Origin of the sequence: Clostridium moniliforme (genome assembly GCF_017873235.1) — a bacterium.
Taxonomy (GTDB): Bacteria; Bacillota; Clostridia; order Clostridiales; family Clostridiaceae; genus Clostridium; species Clostridium moniliforme.
The window spans coordinates 358,694-375,479 of record NZ_JAGGJZ010000002.1; the positions used below are offsets into that span (position 1 = coordinate 358,694).

At 25.4% G+C, this 16,786-nt stretch carries 18 protein-coding genes; 11 read left to right on the plus strand and 7 right to left on the minus strand.

Annotated features, from left to right (window positions below):
• Positions 1–9: 9 nt before the first annotated feature.
• Positions 10–618 (plus strand): TetR/AcrR family transcriptional regulator, encoded by a 609-nt coding sequence (locus tag J2Z53_RS05040; RefSeq protein WP_209796143.1) that lies wholly within the window; start codon positions 10–12, stop codon positions 616–618.
• 34 nt (positions 619–652) lie between these two features.
• Here J2Z53_RS05040 and J2Z53_RS05045 read toward each other — a convergent pair whose 3' ends face one another.
• Both J2Z53_RS05045 and J2Z53_RS05050 read right to left on the minus strand, forming a co-directional pair.
• Positions 653–1,267 carry a DUF4397 domain-containing protein gene (locus tag J2Z53_RS05045; protein WP_209796144.1) on the minus strand — a complete coding sequence of 205 codons (615 nt, stop codon included), beginning with the start codon at positions 1,265–1,267 and terminating at the stop codon, positions 653–655.
• Between the two features lie 16 nt (positions 1,268–1,283).
• A complete protein-coding gene (locus J2Z53_RS05050) occupies positions 1,284–1,817 on the minus strand; it encodes a hypothetical protein (RefSeq protein ID WP_209796145.1) in 534 nt (177 codons plus the stop codon).
• A 147-nt stretch (positions 1,818–1,964) separates the two neighbouring features.
• Here J2Z53_RS05050 and J2Z53_RS05055 point away from each other — a divergent pair, with 147 nt between their 5' ends.
• Both J2Z53_RS05055 and J2Z53_RS05060 read left to right on the plus strand, forming a co-directional pair.
• Positions 1,965–3,266, plus strand: a complete 1,302-nt coding sequence (locus tag J2Z53_RS05055; RefSeq protein ID WP_209796146.1) for an aminotransferase class V-fold PLP-dependent enzyme — start codon at positions 1,965–1,967, stop codon at positions 3,264–3,266.
• A gap of 24 nt (positions 3,267–3,290) precedes the next feature.
• Positions 3,291–3,557, plus strand: a complete 267-nt coding sequence (locus tag J2Z53_RS05060; protein ID WP_209796147.1) for a hypothetical protein — start codon at positions 3,291–3,293, stop codon at positions 3,555–3,557.
• A gap of 36 nt (positions 3,558–3,593) precedes the next feature.
• On the opposite strand, the gene J2Z53_RS05065 is transcribed toward J2Z53_RS05060, so the two are convergent.
• Positions 3,594–4,811, minus strand: a complete 1,218-nt coding sequence (locus J2Z53_RS05065) for a 6-phosphofructokinase (protein WP_209796148.1) — start codon at positions 4,809–4,811, stop codon at positions 3,594–3,596.
• Between the two features lie 199 nt (positions 4,812–5,010).
• Between J2Z53_RS05065 and J2Z53_RS05070 the strand changes: the two genes are divergently transcribed.
• On the plus strand, positions 5,011–5,556 hold the full coding sequence (locus tag J2Z53_RS05070; RefSeq protein ID WP_209796149.1) for a manganese efflux pump MntP: 546 nt from the start codon (positions 5,011–5,013) through the stop codon (positions 5,554–5,556).
• A gap of 73 nt (positions 5,557–5,629) precedes the next feature.
• The gene (locus J2Z53_RS05075) at positions 5,630–6,049 is read left to right on the plus strand and encodes a Fur family transcriptional regulator (RefSeq protein WP_209796150.1); all 420 of its coding nucleotides are present in this window, start codon (positions 5,630–5,632) and stop codon (positions 6,047–6,049) included.
• A 16-nt stretch (positions 6,050–6,065) separates the two neighbouring features.
• Here J2Z53_RS05075 and J2Z53_RS05080 read toward each other — a convergent pair whose 3' ends face one another.
• From J2Z53_RS05080 to J2Z53_RS05090, 3 genes are all read right to left on the minus strand, one after another.
• The gene (locus J2Z53_RS05080) at positions 6,066–6,860 is read right to left on the minus strand and encodes a metal ABC transporter permease (protein WP_209796151.1); all 795 of its coding nucleotides are present in this window, start codon (positions 6,858–6,860) and stop codon (positions 6,066–6,068) included.
• Between the two features lie 14 nt (positions 6,861–6,874).
• Positions 6,875–7,549, minus strand: a complete 675-nt coding sequence (locus J2Z53_RS05085) for a metal ABC transporter ATP-binding protein (protein WP_209796152.1) — start codon at positions 7,547–7,549, stop codon at positions 6,875–6,877.
• Between the two features lie 71 nt (positions 7,550–7,620).
• Complete coding sequence (locus J2Z53_RS05090) at positions 7,621–8,004, minus strand: hypothetical protein (RefSeq protein WP_209796153.1); 384 nt, start codon at positions 8,002–8,004, stop codon at positions 7,621–7,623.
• A 157-nt stretch (positions 8,005–8,161) separates the two neighbouring features.
• On the opposite strand from J2Z53_RS05090, the gene J2Z53_RS05095 reads away from it, so the two are divergent.
• The 4 genes from J2Z53_RS05095 (at position 8,162) to J2Z53_RS05110 (ending at position 12,170) form a co-directional block, all read left to right on the plus strand.
• Positions 8,162–8,569 (plus strand): DUF6762 family protein, encoded by a 408-nt coding sequence (locus tag J2Z53_RS05095; protein ID WP_209796154.1) that lies wholly within the window; start codon positions 8,162–8,164, stop codon positions 8,567–8,569.
• A gap of 48 nt (positions 8,570–8,617) precedes the next feature.
• The gene (gene pepF / locus J2Z53_RS05100) at positions 8,618–10,414 is read left to right on the plus strand and encodes an oligoendopeptidase F (RefSeq protein ID WP_209796155.1); all 1,797 of its coding nucleotides are present in this window, start codon (positions 8,618–8,620) and stop codon (positions 10,412–10,414) included.
• A gap of 146 nt (positions 10,415–10,560) precedes the next feature.
• Entirely contained in the window at positions 10,561–11,538 is a 978-nt protein-coding gene (locus tag J2Z53_RS05105; protein WP_209796156.1) for a rhomboid family intramembrane serine protease, read from the plus strand.
• Between the two features lie 23 nt (positions 11,539–11,561).
• Complete coding sequence (locus J2Z53_RS05110) at positions 11,562–12,170, plus strand: hypothetical protein (RefSeq protein ID WP_209796157.1); 609 nt, start codon at positions 11,562–11,564, stop codon at positions 12,168–12,170.
• Positions 12,171–12,222: 52 nt separating this feature from the next.
• On the opposite strand, the gene uvsE is transcribed toward J2Z53_RS05110, so the two are convergent.
• Positions 12,223–13,461, minus strand: coding sequence for a UV DNA damage repair endonuclease UvsE (uvsE, locus tag J2Z53_RS05115; RefSeq protein ID WP_209796158.1), 1,239 nt, complete (start codon positions 13,459–13,461; stop codon positions 12,223–12,225).
• A 217-nt stretch (positions 13,462–13,678) separates the two neighbouring features.
• Here uvsE and gdhA point away from each other — a divergent pair, with 217 nt between their 5' ends.
• Both gdhA and J2Z53_RS05125 read left to right on the plus strand, forming a co-directional pair.
• A complete protein-coding gene (gdhA, locus tag J2Z53_RS05120) occupies positions 13,679–15,025 on the plus strand; it encodes an NADP-specific glutamate dehydrogenase (protein ID WP_209796159.1) in 1,347 nt (448 codons plus the stop codon).
• A 229-nt stretch (positions 15,026–15,254) separates the two neighbouring features.
• Positions 15,255–16,643 (plus strand): glycosyltransferase family 2 protein, encoded by a 1,389-nt coding sequence (locus J2Z53_RS05125; protein ID WP_209796160.1) that lies wholly within the window; start codon positions 15,255–15,257, stop codon positions 16,641–16,643.
• Positions 16,644–16,786: the final 143 nt, after the last annotated feature.

The window sequence follows — 16,786 nt, forward strand, 5'->3', positions numbered from 1 at the left end:
GAGGGTAGAATGAAGTATAGCGAAGATAAAAAGGAGAAAGTATCCTTAAAGAAAAAGAAAAAAGAATTTAGTTTGTATAGCTCTGCTTATGAACTTTTTAAGGAAAAGGGAATAAACTATACATCTATTGATGAGATAGTAAAGAGAGCAGGAGTTGCAAAGGGAACATTTTACTTATATTTTAAAGATAAATATGATGTGGTAAATAAATTAATATTATTAAAGAGTACAACACTTATAAAAGAAGCGTATAAGGCCACTAAAGAAAAAAATTTTGAAGAACTTGAAGATATGGTGCTTTATTTTACTGAATATATAATAGATTATTTTAAAGAAAATAAACTTCTATTAAAAATAGTAAATAAAAATTTTTCTTATGTTATACATACTAAAACAAAGCTTTTAGATAAGAGTGAAGAAGTAGAGGAGATTATAGATACATTTGTAAATAAATTAGTAGAAAGAGGATTATCAGAAGAGGAAGGTCATATAACTTTATTTATGATAATTGAACTAGTAGGAAGCGTATGTTATAGTTCTATAATATTAAAAGAACCAGCAGATATTGAAGAAATAAAACCAATATTATTTAAGAAAGTAAAAGCTATGCTTAAATAAAATAAAACCAAGCAATATATTGCTTGGTTTTATTTTATTGTCGTCCATCTTTAGATAGTAAAAATCCAAGTTGAGGTTCCCCATTTAAAAGTCCAAGTACATATATAGTTTGAAACTCACCAGGTGCAATAGAAAGGTTAGAAATTGTTTTGTTAATAGCGTTTGCACCTGAAAGGGAAAGAACAAAATTATAAGACCCAGGAGATAAAGGATAATATCCTGTTGTTTCTAAATATTCAACTTGGTTAAATAACATTTCTCCATTTTTTGTAGAAAGAGAAATTAAAGGAGTATTTGGAGAAAGATGAATAAATCTTAAAAAAGAGATATTAGTACCAGCCTTTGAAGCACTATCTTTTAGTTTAAATAAAGAAAGTCTAGAATTATTAGTAACTATACTTACAGTTAATGCATTTCCAGGCAGTAGTGTTAAATTTTCAGTAAAAATAGGAGTATCATATGTTCCTGTAGGATAAATTTCTATTAAATATTCTAAAGGTGCCAATTCAACATAATCTGTTAAATCACCAAATTTACAATTTGAAGCAAGTAAAGTTCCGTTACCATATATATCAACTGAAGGAGTATTAGGAACTGCATGAATAAATCTAATTTTGCCTTTTAAATCAGGAAGGCTATCTCTTAACATAAACAATGTAAATCACCTACTCTCTATTACAGTAATTATTAGTTAAAACAATAATACGTTTAATTAAAGTCTTAGCAATTGGAAAAGGAATTCTATAAGATTCTAAGGTTTTTAAAATCATTGGATTATTTCTTCTTATTTTTTGAAATATTGCTTCAGGATTACATTTATAAGGATATCTTTCTAAATTTCCTAAAAGTTCATCTTCATTTAAATCCATATCAAAATCTCTTAAAACATCAGTTGGAGTAGGAACTGAATAATTATAATCTAAATCTTCATTAGCTCCTTTATTATATGAATATAATTCAGTAGATTTTTCTAAAACATCATTAATAACTTGTTTTCTTAAATCAATCTCATTTTCTGTAATAGTTGATGAAAGATTAATAAAAGAATCTGAATTTCTCGAATTATTAAGATTAAAATTGTCAAAATTTAATGTAGGGTTCCATCCTGAATTTAAATTATTAAAAGGGTAGGCTACATTAAAAGTCTCAAAATTATTTTCTTCATCAATAATAGACATATATTTTTTATCTGGTTTCATTTTTACCTCCAAAGAATACTATAGTATTAAATATATGAAGTCTAAATAGTCTTGTTACTTCTATGAATATTCATAATAGTTTATGTATAGAACAATAAATATAACAATAGAAATTTAAATGAATATTATATAGTGGAGGGATATACAATGGGAAAGGATAAAAATATTTTAAGGAAGGAACTTTTAGGTATAGAAAGTAAAATTAAATTGAGAAATGGAAAAAAGGTTTGTCAAATAAATTTTGATAACGCTGCAACAACTCCTCCATTAAGAAGTGTAGTTTGTTATATAAATGAGTTAATTAAATATTATGGATCAATTGGAAGGGGAACAGGACAAAAATCTACTAAAACAACAGAACTTTATAATGATTCAAAGGAATATTTATTAGATTTTTTTAATGTTAGAAATAAAGATGATTATACAGTTATATTTGTTAATAACACAACAGATGGTATAAATAAAATAGCACAAACACTTCTTAGTAAAGATGATTTAGTTCTTACAACTAGAATGGAACATCATTCAAATGATTTACCTTGGAGAGTTAATTGTATGGTAGACTATGTTGAAGTAGATATGATGGGAAGGCTAGATTATGATTCATTAAATGAAAAATTAAATAAATATAGTGGAAAATTTAAATTCTTAAGTATAGCTGGAGCATCAAATGTTACAGGATATATAAATGATATTCATAGAATAAGTGCTTTAGTGCATAACCATGGTGGAAAAATAATTGTAGATGGTGCCCAATTGGTTCCTCACATTAAAGTAGATATGAAAGGAAAGTCTTCTAATGAAGATATTGATTTCTTAGTGTTTTCAGCTCATAAATTATATGCACCTTTTGGAAGTGGAGTAATTATTGGAAGAAAAGAAGATTTTAATAAAAATTTTCCAGATAGAGAGGGAGGCGGAATTGTAGAATTAGTAAAGGACTTCGAAGTAAAATATTTAGAAACTCCAGAGAGAAATGAGGCAGGTACTCCAAACTTTTTTGGAGTTATGGCTATGGTAAAAGCATTAAAATCTTTAGATCAAATTGGATTTGACAAATTAATAAATAGAGAGAAAATGCTATTTGAGATTTTAAATAAAGGATTAAATAGTATACCAAATGTAATAAATTATGGAGATACAGAAAATATAAATGACAGATTAGGCATATCTGTATTTAATATAAAAAACTTATATCACAAAGATGTTGCAACCATGCTTGCTTTAGATAAAGGGATAGCTGTGAGACATGGAATGTTTTGTGCACACCCTTATTGTAGAAGACTAATTAATATAGATGAAAATAAATTGGATGAATATTTAAAATATAAAAATGACAAAATGCCAGGAATGGTAAGAGTGAGTTTAGCATCTTATAATACAAAATATGAAATATATGAACTATTGAATGAGATTGAGTATATATGTAAAAAATATAGTGGAAAGTAAAATAATTAATTTGAAGTGATAAAGATGAAAAAATGTATTTATTGTAATAGAGAAATTCCAATTAAGTATTTATTTAAAGAAATAAATTTAGATAATATAAAATGTCCATATTGTTCAAAAAAATTAAAAGTGAATAAAATATCTAAATTATTAAGTATTTCTTTACTTATTTTAGGAATTTCATTAATAAGTATATTACCATTTAAATACAATGTAAAAATAATATATATTTTTATATGGATTTATTTATCAAGTAAAGTATTTAGACCTTTATTATATGTATATGAATAAAAGCACAGCTTTAAGCTGTGCTTTTATTGGGTCATATTATTTATTGAAAACTTTGTATTTTGGAATATTATTTTCAAAGTACAAAGTAGGAGTTCCTTCAAAAAGTGGAGCAAAATAATTATAAGCTTCTTCAGTTAAATTATTTCCTTCTTCATTAATCCATTCTTTTGGAAAATATTTAACATTATTTGCAACCTTTGAGGCTTCAACTTCAAAGAAAGAAGTCTTATAAGGGAAACTACTTTCTCTTTTAATGCAAACCATAGAACCATTTTTATTTTCTTTTGAATATTTTAATGCCTCAAATCCAGCAAGATAAGCTTCTTCAATATCTACATTTGATGCACAATGCATAGCACATCTTTGAAGCACACCAAGTTCTAAAGCCTTAACTCTAGTTGATATACCAGCTTTTAATATAAGCTCTCTTAGGTATTGACCAACACCACCTAATTGAGTATGTCCAAATGTATCCTGTGAAACACATTCAAATTCAGTTATAAATTTTCCAGAAGCATCTCTTAGTCCTTCTGAAGCTACTATGTAAACTTGATTTTGTTCATTAAATTTTTTTCTTACATCTAATAAGAATTTTTCTTTATCAAATGCTTTTTCAGGTAAATATATAAAGTCTGCAACTTGTTTTCCATTCATTCTTGCACAACATGCAGAAGCTGCAAGCCATCCTGTATCTCTACCCATTGTTTCAATTATAAAAATTCCGTTGTTAGTATAAACTGATGAGTCAAGATAAGTTTCAAGTACAACAGTTGAAATAAACTTAGCAGCACTTCCAAAGCCTGGTGTATGATCTGTATACATTAAATCATTATCTATTGTTTTTGGAATTCCTATAAATTGAATATTTGATCTAATTTCTTTTCCGTATTTTGATAATTTTGCAATAGTATCCATTGAATCATTTCCACCTATATAGAAAAATGCTTCAATGTTGTATTCTTTTAATATATTAAATAATTTATTATATTCTTCTTTAGATTCTTCACTTGATTTTAATTTATATCTACAAGAACCTAATCCTGATGATGGAGTATATTTGAATGTATTTAATTCTTCCTCAGATATAGCGGATAATTCAATTATTTTTCTATTTAGTATACCTTCTATTCCGTTTAATCCACTATAGACCTTATCATATAATTTTAGTTCTTCGTTTGCTTTGACTAAACCAACAACACTTGAATTAATTACTGAAGTTGGTCCACCTGATTGTGCAATAATACAATTTGACATAAATACTCTCCTTTAGAACGTGTTTATTTAGCATATGTGTTATACTATTTTAATATTAATCTACTCTATTTAATACTATACAACAAAAAATATATAAAATAAAGACTTTTTTAAAAAAATTTTAAAAATAGCATAAATTATTAAAGTTACAACTATTAATTAATAGTAAAGTATTTTATAGGAAGGATAATGTTTTAGAATGAGTGTAATACTAATAATATTAATTGGGGTTGCGTTGTCAATGGATGCATTAGGAGTAACTTTTAGTATAGGAGTTTTACCTAATGTAAACAATAAAAGTAAATATATTTATATATTTTCCTTTGGTTTTTTTCAGTTTGCTTTAATGTTTTTAGGTGGGTTTATAGGAAATTTATTTAATATGTTAATTAGTATACCAGAATCACTAGGAGGAATGGTAATCGGTGTAATTGGGATAATAATGATAATTGATGCAATTAATAAAAAAGAAAATTCTATATTACTAAAAAAATCAATGAACATATTTTTGGGAATATCTGTAAGTATAGATGCCTTGGTTATAGGATTTACATTAATGAGTAATATAAATTTACTATGTTTATTTGTTAATTCGATCTTAGTAGGACTAATAACATTTATGATATGCTATATTGGTATTATTGTATGCGATTATATAAAGAAAATATATTTTGTAGAAAAATATGCAAACTTTTTTGGAGGGATAATTTTAATAATAATGTCATTAAAAATGATTTTCTTTTAACCATTTAAAATTAATAGGATAAGTGTTAATATTATTATATAAAAATCTTTTAGAACATAGGGTAGGAGTAGTAATGAACGTACAAAATATATTAAAAGATAAAAATATGAAAGTAACAAAAGCTAGAATGAATATTCTAACAATATTACTTAATAATAAAGATGGAATGACAGCAGAAGAGATTTTTGACATATGTAGAGAAAGTCAAATAAATATAAATTTAAGTACAGTTTATAGAACATTAGATGCCTTTTATGAACATAAAATAATTGATAAATTTATATTAGAAGATGGCGTATCTTCTTACAAACTTCACAAAAGCACCCACAAATATATATTAGAATGTGATATATGTCATAAGGAAGTTGAAGTACCATGTCCTATTGGTCAAATAGAAGAGTTAATTAAGAGACAAACTGGTTTTACACTAACTGAGCATAATATTGAAATAAAAGGTGTGTGTGAGGAATGTAAAAAAACATCTCAAAAATAATTTTTGAGATGTTTTTTTATTTATGAATAAATTTTTTCACTATTATAGTTAAAAGTAATGTTACTACAGAAACAATTGCAATTGTTCCACCAGGTGCACTATCTCCATAATAAGATAGAACCAATCCAAGCATTATATCAATAAAACCAAATAGTATTGAAAAAATAAGAGTTTTATTGAAGTTTTTATTAAGTTGTATTGCTGTTGCAACAGGAACAACAATTATAGAAGATATAACAAGTATACCCATTATACGAATAGACATTGATATTGTTGCACCAATTAACATAGTAAAAATATAATTTATTAATTTTACTTTTATTCCAGTTGTTTTTGCACCTTCTTCATCAAAAGTAACATATACAAGTTTATTATAAATAAAAAGTAATGTTATTAAACATACAATTCCTGTTATAAGTATTAAAATTATATCATCCTTTGTTACAGTAAGTATGTTACCAAATAAATAGGAATTAACATTTGCAGAAGCTTTTCCACTACTTATTAATATTATTGCAATACCTAAACTTAGTGTAAGTACAATAGACATTACAAGTTCTGCATAACGTTTATAATAATCTCTTAAAAATTCAATAATAAGAGCACAAAGTGTAGTAAATAAAAAAGCTGTTATAATAGGATTTATTCCCATTACAAGACCAATGGCAACTCCAGCAAAGGAAGAATGTGAAAGAGTATCTCCAATCATTGAATATCTTCTAAGAACCAAAAAAAGTCCTATAAAAGGGCATAATATTGATATTATTCCTCCAGCAATAAAAGCATTTCTCATAAAATCTAGTTCAAACATAAAATATAACCTTTCTATAAATTAAGAATTTTTTTGTTTAATGAATCTTTATGCTTTAAGTATTCATCAATTGTATAAAGAGTTGGATTTCCTTCTATAACTTCAAGTATATGAGTTGAATATTTTAAAGCCATATTAACGTTATGTTCAACAGAAATTATAGTTTTTCCATTTTCTTTATTTAGCTTGCTAAGTAGTGAGTAAATTGAAACTTGATTTTTAAAATCTACTCCAGTTGAAGGTTCATCTAAAATAATAAGTTCTGGGTTTCCCATAAGAGCTCTTCCTATAAAAACTCTTTGTTGTTGTCCCCCTGAAAGACTCCCTATTAATTTGTTAGTAAATTCAAGCATGTTTACTTTGTCTAAGGCTTTTTCAATTTCACTTTTATTTTTAATACCTATTGAATTGCCATGAGTTTTTAAAATTTCATAAACCGAAATAGGAAATTGAGAATTAAAACTTTCAACTTTTTGAGGGACATAAGCTATTCCTTTAGCATTTACAGTAATAGTTCCAGAAGTAGGTTTAAGTAGTCCAAGTATTAATTTAACGAGTGTAGTCTTTGCACTTCCATTTTCTCCGATTATAGAAAGGTAAATTCCTTTTGGTATATTTAAATTAACATTTTCTATAAGATAAGGAGGTTTATTTGTATATGAAAATGTAAGATCTTTTATATTAATCAAATTATCATCTCCTAAAAATAGTTACCATTTATTATACACTTTTGTGCAAATGATTTGCAAGATTAATAAATTTATTTTAACAGATAAGAATTATTTAATTTCCAAATATTATTTTTCTTAATTAAATGACATTCAACTTTCTGAGAAGTATGAGGCTTTTCTTTTGAAAGACCAAAAGCTTCAACTACTGCATAAGAGCCATCTGAAAATTTAAGTTCCATATTCTTAACTCTTAAAAAAGCATTGTCTACATTAGTAGTCATAATGTATTCAACTGCTGTTGATATATTTTTGCATTTAAAATAAGTAAAAGTTTTTTTTGCTATAAATATAGATGATAATATTAATAATAAAATTATACATAATGATATTCGTCTTCTCTTTCTTTGATTAATTTTAAAAAGTTTTTTTCTACTAATTTTTCTATTAAGATTTTTATTTTTATTATTGACCAAAAAAATCACTCCTAAAAATTTTATAATAAAATATTACCATATTTTACCATAAAATAAAATTAAAATAATATTTGGTAATAATATTTTATAAAATAGTAACTATGGTTTATAATAAGAATAAAGGATAATTTAAGGACAGTTAGGAAGGAAGATTAATATGGATTTTTCAAGTTTAGTTTTAATGGAAAAAGATAAAAATACAGGATTTATTTCAAAAGAATTAGGAAGCTTTAGCGTAGATGAAGGAGCTTTATTTGTTAAAAAGTTTTATGTAGAAGATGGAGTGGTTAACGTATATTTTGATACAAACAAGGATGTTTTAGAATGGGAATATTCAGCAATATATGATTTATTTAACGAAGATGTATTTAGAGAAAAAGGATATATACTTGAAGAAGACTTAGAAGAATATAATCCAACATTTATTTTAAAATTTGATTATTTAAACGATCATAATTTAATGCAAGAAAAGGTTAACGAAATAATTTCATTAATAAAATTAGAAATGGAAAATGTATTTAAAAATATAGATGGAAAAGAAGAAGAATATAAGGAAGAAATTTAGAACATATTAAAAAATATACATAAATAAAATTTAAAAGGAGGATAAAAAATGGCTGAAAACATATTGAAAAACAGAAGTGACATTAAAGCTGATGACAAATGGAAAATAGAAAAAATTTATTCATCAAAAGAAGAATGGGAAAAAGACCTTGATAAATTAAAAGAAGAGGCACCAGTTCTTAAAAACTTTATGGGAAAATTAAATGAGCCAAAGGTTGTTTTGGAGTATTTAAAAGAATCAGAAAGAGTTTCACGTTTATTAGAAAGGCTTTTTATATACGCTCATTTAAAGAGTGATGAAGATACAGGAAACAATGAAAATCAAGCTAGAATGAGTAAAATAGATGCATATATGGCTGAAGTATCAAGTTATTCTGCATATTTTGTACCAGAAATATTAGAACTTGGAGAAGAATATATAAATAAAGCTATGGAAGAAGTTCCAGAACTTAAAGCTTATAAATTTACTTTTGATAACATATTAAAGGAAAAGGAACATGTGTTAACCAAAGAAATGGAAGAGTTAATGGCACAGGTTTCAGACTGTTTAGAAGGACCATCTTCAATTTATACTATTCTTAGTAATGCAGATATGACTTTCCCAAAAATAAAAAATGAAAATGGAGAATTAGTTGAACTTACAGAAGGAAATTATTCATCATTTATAAAATCTAAAGATAGAAGAGTTAGAGAAGATGCTTTTAAAGCTTTATTTGAAACATACAATAAATTAAGAAATACTTTTTCAACAACATTAAGTTCATCAATTAAAAACTTTTATTTTGATGCTAAGGTTAGAAAGTATAAATCTTGTTTAGAAGCTTCACTTAAACCCAATAACATTCCAGTTGAAGTTTATAAAGAAGCTGTAAAAACAATAGATAACAACTTATCATCTCTTCATAGGTATGTTTCATTAAAGAAAAAAATGCTTGGACTAGATGAAATTCATATGTATGATTTATATGTACCTGTAGTTGAAACTCCAAAGGAACATATAGAATTTGATGAAGGTGTAAAAATTGTACTTGAAGGATTAAAACCATTAGGGGATGAATACCTTAACATATTTAAAGAAGGAATAAAATCAGGATGGATAGATAAATATGAAAACAAGGGTAAAAAGGGAGGAGCTTACTCTTGGGGTTCTTACGATACAATGCCTTATGTTTTGTTAAATTATAATTATGAATTAAATGATGTATCTACATTAGCACATGAAATGGGACACTCAATTCATAGTTATTACTCAAATAAAAATCAGCCATATTTTTATGCAGGATATACATTATTCTGTGCAGAAGTTGCTTCAACAACAAACGAAGCATTACTTATTCACTATTTAATAGATAAAGAAACTGATAAAAACAGAAAGTTATATTTAATAAATCAAGAACTTGAACAAATAAGAACAACAGTATTTAGACAATTAATGTTTGCTGAATTTGAATTATATAGTCATGAAAATGTAGAAAATGGTAATCCACTTACAGCATCTGATTATTCAAGAAAATGGCATGAATTAAATGAAAAATATTTTGGTAATGATATAATAATAGACAAAGAAATAGATATAGAATGGGCAAGAATTCCACATTTCTATTCAGATTTTTATGTTTATCAATATGCTACTGGATATGCAGCTGCATCAGCTTTTGCAAATTCAATTTTAAATAATGAAGAAAATGCTGTAGAGAAATATAAATTATTCTTAAAGAGTGGTGGAAGCGATTATCCAATAAACATATTAAAAAATTCAGGTGTTGATATGACAACTTCTAAACCTCTTGAAGCTACAATTAAGAGATTTAATGAATTATTAGATATGTTAGAAGAAACATTATAAAAAATTACAATAAGTATAAAGAAATTTAATGTTCTAATTTAAATAGAACATTAAATTTCTTTTTTATTTTAAAAATTGCATTTTCTTTGAAAAGATTAAATCTATATTTTATAATGTATTTAAATATAAAATTTGTGGGAGGATATATGAATAATTTTAATGAGAGACTTTTTGGTTTTCTTTCAAATAACCAAGGATTTTATATGCAGCAATATTTTAGTAAATTTCATAAAGAAGAAAGATGGATTGCTATTAAAGATTTAGAAGATGGAATATATGCTGTAATAATATCAAAAGAATCTGAAGAAGATATTGATTTTAAAGAAGGGTATGAGTACTTAAGTACTTTAGAAAAAAGATTTTTATTAAATAGTGTAGTAATAACAAATGGGGAATACATAAAAGGAACAGATAATTATAAAAGTAAGCTTGTTTATAATAATAAATTAGATAAAGTTATATATTGCGATGAACCTTGCAAACCATTAATGGAATGTTTAAGGATAATATATGAAGAAAAAAGCTCTTCCAATATTTATTATAATATTAAAAATATAATTAAAGAAAGTCCAGTAACTAGTACATTAATAATTATAAATATTATAATATTTATAATAACTGCTATAATGTCTAGAAGTATAATGGATATTAATACAATGGTATTAATTGAATGTGGAGCTAAAGTAAATTATTTAATAAATAAAGGTCAAATATGGAGACTTCTTACATGCGCCTTTTTACATGGTGGACTTATACATATAGCACTTAATATGTATTCCTTATTTATTGTAGGAACAGTAGTTGAAAAAATATATGGATGGAAAAAGTATTTAGGAATATATTTTTTATCTAGTATAACATCAAGTCTTTTAGGATATCTTTTAGGACCAGAAATGATTTCAATAGGTGCATCAGGAGCTATTTTTGGAGTTTTAGGAGCATTTTTATGGTTTGCAATAAAAGAAAAGGAAAATCTTCAAAAGGGTGTTTTGGGAAATATAATAGCAGTTATAGTATTAAATCTTTTTATAGGATTAACATCATCTAATATTGATAATCTAGGTCATATAGGAGGATTTATAGGAGGATTTACACTTTCTGTAATGCTATATAAAAAAAGATAAATTTTCATCGGAGGACTGGATATATGGAAAGAAATATGACTTATGATAGAGTTGTAACTTATTTATTTCTAATTGTATTAGCTATTACAACTGTTTGGGATATTATTTATAGAGGAGGAGAAAAAATCCCTAGAATAATATTAATTCTTGTAACTCTTATAATACTAAAATTAATATTCAAACATACATTTTTAAAAAAATCAAAAGTGATGTATGTAGCAATAGAGATATTTATATTTTTCTCAATGTATTTAGCAAATGTATTAAATTTTTATGCTATAGAGTTGTATGATAAAGTTTTACATTTTGCATCAGGATTTTTAATAGGAATTTTTGGCTTTGTAATATATACTTATTTATTTGGAGGAAAAAATAATAAAGATATAAAACCTATGGCAATGGTTATATTTACAATAATGTTTTGTATAGCTTGTGCAGGAGCATGGGAAATATGGGAATTTACAACAGATAGTTTATTTGGATTAACTGCTCAAAATGGATTAGAAGATACTATGTATGATATAATATTTGGGACATTAGGAGGAATCCTTATGACAATTTTTATATATAGATATTCAAAAGGAAAGAAGAATAAATTACTAGATAAAATAATAAGTGAAATACAAGAATAGAACATAGAAAAACGATTAATATAATTATATTAATCGTTTTTTATTTATATATTTAATTGTAAAAATAATACATTGAAATCATATCTTTAATATCTTTTTTTATTATGATTTTATGCAAATAATCTTTACAGTTAGTAAATTTTTTATCTTTATAAAGTTTATTAAAATGATTTTTTTCACTTTTACATAGTGAATCTTCTAAAATATAATAGACACTTTTAAGGGCTTTAATATAATTTTCTTCAGTAGGTTCTTTATATATAAGGGGATCAATAAATTTATAAAATTCAATTATGCCTTTACTGTTTAAAATATCTTCTGCTTTTTCAAAAATATAAGTTCCTTTTTCTTTTAAATAATATTTGTATGATAATAATTCATTTAATTTATTGTTGTAGCTTAATGAATTATTAAGTTCTTTTATAGAATTAATACATTTAATAGCAGAAAAATCTTTATCTTTAACTTCAGTCATTATATCTATATCTAAGTCTTTAAGTGAATTAATATAATCTAAAAATTTATTACAACTTATAGTTTTAGAGTGAGAACCTTTCTTTTTTAGTTTGTTCTGCTCACTAAAATGAACTTTAATTGCACCATCATCTTTTCCCCAAGTGTGTTTAATTAAATTTAATATAGAATAATTATCAGATTGTGAATTTTCGTAACAAATATAATGAAGGTTATCATAAATAATTGGAATTGAACACTTTTCACTAATATAAAGTAAATCATTAATTCCATAGTTTTTTTCATCATTTTCAATTACTAGTCTATTTTTTATGTTATTTGAAAGATGATTATAGTTATAAATAAAATTATTTATAGCTTTAGCTTTATCATTATATACTCCTCCTATATGAAGAATTATTTTAGATGAGAAATCTAAATTTAAGCTATCTAAAAATAAGCAGTGGTAATTTAAATCCATTATAGATTTTGAAACTGTTTTAGCATTTGTACTATTTATAACTGTATATTGTCCAGGGTGCATAGACACTCTTATAGAATTAGTCTTTATTAAATTTTCAATTTTATTTAAATCATCTTTAAAATATTTATTCCAATTAAAATTGTTAATTGTATGACTTCCAAAAGGAATTATATCAGAGCTTATTCTAAATAATAATATACCTTTAGAAATATTATATTCTAATATTTTTATAAGATCTTTTAGGTTCAAATTTATACAATTAATTAATGTTTCTTCTGAATAATTTTTTAAGGTGAAAGTTCTAGTAGTTCTATTATTAAGTTTTAATGGCGTACATGCATAGCCTATTTTCATAACACACCTCCTAAATATATGTATTATTAGTTTTACAAAATATTATTTTAATAATACATAAAATAATTAAATTTTAAATTTGTATTCTATATGTCTATTTAAATTAAATTTTGAATTCTAGTAAAAATATAAAAAATACTAAATTTAATAGTAAAATTAATTAGAAAGTTGTATTATATAATTAAATTAGCAATTAATTATAAAGGGGCGTTAAATTATGAATGGAAAACAATATGTTGAAAATGTATTAGAAAAAGTAAAAATAAGAAATGCAGGAGAAAAGGAATTTATAGATGCAGTAACAGAAGTTACAACTTCATTAATACCTGTTTTTGATAAAAATCCAAAGTTTATAGAAGCTGGACTTTTAGAGAGAATGGTTGAACCTGAGAGACAAATATTTTTTAGAGTTCCATGGGTTGATGATAATGGAAAAGTTCAAGTAAATAGAGGATTTAGAATTCAATTTAATAGTGCTATAGGACCTTATAAGGGAGGACTTAGATTTCATCCATCAGTTAATCAAAGTATTATAAAATTTTTAGGATTTGAGCAAGTGTTTAAAAATTCTCTTACAGGTTTACCAATAGGCGGAGGTAAAGGTGGTTCAGATTTTGATCCTAAGGGAAAATCTGATAATGAAGTAATGAGATTTTGTCAAAGTTTTATGGCAGAACTTTGCAAACATATTGGAAGTGATATAGATGTTCCAGCTGGCGATATTGGGGTAGGTGCTAGAGAGATAGGATACATGTATGGATACTATAAGAAGTTAAGAAATACAAGCGAACAAGGTGTTTTAACTGGAAAAGGCTTAACTTATGGAGGTAGTCTTGGAAGAAAAGAAGCTACTGGCTATGGTTTAGTATTTTTTACAGAAGAAATGCTTAAGGATAATGGAACTAGCTTTAAAGGAAAGAAAGTTGTTATATCAGGATCAGGAAATGTTGCAATATATGCAGCGGAAAAAGCAAGTGAACTTGGAGGCAAAGTTATTGCACTTAGTGATTCAAATGGATATATATATGATGAAAATGGAATTGATTTAAATATAGTTAAAGATATAAAGGAAGTTAAAAGAGGAAGAATAAAAGAGTATTTACAATATAAAAATACTGCCAAATATGAAGAGGGTTGCAAAAATATTTGGAAGATTAAATGTGATATAGCTCTTCCTTGTGCAACTCAAGGAGAAATAGATGAAGAAGCTGCTAAAGTTCTTGTAAATAATGGAGTTTTAGCTGTATCAGAAGGAGCTAATATGCCTTCAACATTAGAAGCAATTAAAGTATTTAAAGAAAATAATATTATGTTTGGTCCTGCAAAGGCTGCAAATGCTGGAGGAGTTGCATGTTCTGCTCTTGAAATGTCACAAAATAGTATGAGATTATCTTGGGGAGAAGATGAAGTTTTACAAAAGCTTAAAAATATAATGGTTAATATATACAAAAACTCAAGTGAAGCAGCTAAAGAATATGGAGAAGAAGGAAATATTTTAATGGGAGCAAATATTTCAGGGTTCTTAAAGGTTGCAGATGCAATGATGGCTCAAGGAATAGTTTAAATTTTATTATTAGAGTAGACTTAATTTTATGTCTACTCTTTAATAAATTTTATATAAATTTGTAAATAAAACATTATATAAGGGAGTATATTTAGAAATTCTTAAATATTTTTAATTTTTATATACTTGATTTTTAACTGCTATTGAATTATATTTAAAAGGACGTACTTTTAGAGAAAATAGAAAATAAATGGGGAAGAATTTCCATTTGTCATTAGGAGTGAATTTAATGGGAAACTTAATTTATGCCGTAACAGCAGCGTTTCAATTTTTCGTATTTTTTATAACTATGTATTATTTAATACTAGGTTTCTTCGGATTATATAGAAAAAAAGAAAAGAAAGATTATACGCCAGTTAAGAAGTTTGCAATGATTGTAGCTGCTCATAATGAAGAGGTAGTTATAGGTAAACTTATTGAGAGCATGGCAAAACTTAATTATCCAAAGGAATTATACGATGTTTTCGTAATAGCAGATAATTGTACTGATAAAACTGCAGAAATATCAAGAAGTTATGGAGTAAATGTTTTTGAACGTTCCAACAAGGAAAAAAGAGGAAAAGGTTATGCTCTTGAGTGGATGTTTGATAAACTTTTTAAAATGGATAAAAAATATGATGCAATATGTATATTTGATGCAGATAATTTAGTACATGAAGATTTCTTGAAGGAAATAAACTCAAAGATGCTAGAAGGATATAAAGTTGTACAAGGATATATAGATAGCAAAAATCCAAATGATTCTTGGATTGCAACATCTTATTCAATAGCCTTTTGGTCACAAAATAGAATGTTCCAATTAGCTAGAAATAATGTTGGATTTTCAAATCAATTAGGTGGAACAGGTTTTGCAATTGATACAGGAATGTTACAAGAATTAGGATGGGGTGCAACTTGCCTTACAGAAGATTTAGAGTTTACATGTAAGCTTGTATCTAATGGAGAAAAAGTTGGTTGGGCACATGATGCTAGAATATTTGATGAAAAGCCACTAACTTTAAAACAATCTTGGTCACAAAGAAAAAGATGGATGCAAGGATTTACAGATGTTGCATCAAGGTATTTCTTTAAATTATTAAAAGAATCAATAAAGCAAAGAAAATGGTACATGTTTGATTGTGCTTTATATGTAATGCAACCTTTTGTAACATTATTACTTGGTGCATCAGCACTTTTAACTTTAATTCAAGGTAATTTTGGAACACCAGATATATTTGTACTAAGTAGTGCATTTAGTGATATAGGATGGAAAGTATTTATTATATGTCAATTTCTAATTACACCTTTAGTATTAAAACTTGAAAAGAAGGTTTCTACGGGATTTTTTGCAATAATATTCATATATTCTATGAATGTATTTATATTACCAATATTAGCTGCTAAAATAGATAGCAACTATGGTTTTTGGATTGTAACACTTGCATTTAATTTAATAATGTTATTAGTAGCATTTATAGCATTAGGTAAAAGTGGAACTTTATTGTTTATAAGATTCTTATTATATGGATTATATACAATAACTTGGATTCCAATTACAATTCAAGGTATATTAAATAAGAATAATAAAGAATGGAGTCACACTAAACACGTAAGAAACGTTGAAATATGTGATTTATAAAGTTTAAGGATTTAAGACTAACATTTAGTCTTAAATCCTTTTTTATAATTAGTTTTGAGTTATAGACTTTAATAATAAAAATATTTTTAAAAATTAGATTAATTGATAATAAATAATTTAAAGGTGTATACTTAAAGTAAAAG

Excerpts from the sequence above, each read along its gene's own strand:
- uvsE (WP_209796158.1), bottom strand. The coding sequence starts at position 13,461 with ATGAAAATAGGCTATGCATGTACGCCATTAAAACTTAATAATAGAACT.
- J2Z53_RS05060 (WP_209796147.1), top strand. The coding sequence starts at position 3,291 with ATGAAAAAATGTATTTATTGTAATAGAGAAATTCCAATTAAGTATTTA.
- gdhA (WP_209796159.1), top strand. The coding sequence starts at position 13,679 with ATGAATGGAAAACAATATGTTGAAAATGTATTAGAAAAAGTAAAAATA.
- J2Z53_RS05055 (WP_209796146.1), top strand. The coding sequence starts at position 1,965 with ATGGGAAAGGATAAAAATATTTTAAGGAAGGAACTTTTAGGTATAGAA.
- pepF (WP_209796155.1), top strand. The coding sequence starts at position 8,618 with ATGGCTGAAAACATATTGAAAAACAGAAGTGACATTAAAGCTGATGAC.
- J2Z53_RS05105 (WP_209796156.1), top strand. The coding sequence starts at position 10,561 with ATGAATAATTTTAATGAGAGACTTTTTGGTTTTCTTTCAAATAACCAA.
- J2Z53_RS05070 (WP_209796149.1), top strand. The coding sequence starts at position 5,011 with ATGAGTGTAATACTAATAATATTAATTGGGGTTGCGTTGTCAATGGAT.
- J2Z53_RS05075 (WP_209796150.1), top strand. The coding sequence starts at position 5,630 with ATGAACGTACAAAATATATTAAAAGATAAAAATATGAAAGTAACAAAA.
- J2Z53_RS05095 (WP_209796154.1), top strand. The coding sequence starts at position 8,162 with ATGGATTTTTCAAGTTTAGTTTTAATGGAAAAAGATAAAAATACAGGA.
- J2Z53_RS05040 (WP_209796143.1), top strand. The coding sequence starts at position 10 with ATGAAGTATAGCGAAGATAAAAAGGAGAAAGTATCCTTAAAGAAAAAG.
- J2Z53_RS05125 (WP_209796160.1), top strand. The coding sequence starts at position 15,255 with ATGGGAAACTTAATTTATGCCGTAACAGCAGCGTTTCAATTTTTCGTA.
- J2Z53_RS05065 (WP_209796148.1), bottom strand. The coding sequence starts at position 4,811 with ATGTCAAATTGTATTATTGCACAATCAGGTGGACCAACTTCAGTAATT.
- J2Z53_RS05050 (WP_209796145.1), bottom strand. The coding sequence starts at position 1,817 with ATGAAACCAGATAAAAAATATATGTCTATTATTGATGAAGAAAATAAT.
- J2Z53_RS05110 (WP_209796157.1), top strand. The coding sequence starts at position 11,562 with ATGGAAAGAAATATGACTTATGATAGAGTTGTAACTTATTTATTTCTA.
- J2Z53_RS05045 (WP_209796144.1), bottom strand. The coding sequence starts at position 1,267 with ATGTTAAGAGATAGCCTTCCTGATTTAAAAGGCAAAATTAGATTTATT.
- J2Z53_RS05080 (WP_209796151.1), bottom strand. The coding sequence starts at position 6,860 with ATGTTTGAACTAGATTTTATGAGAAATGCTTTTATTGCTGGAGGAATA.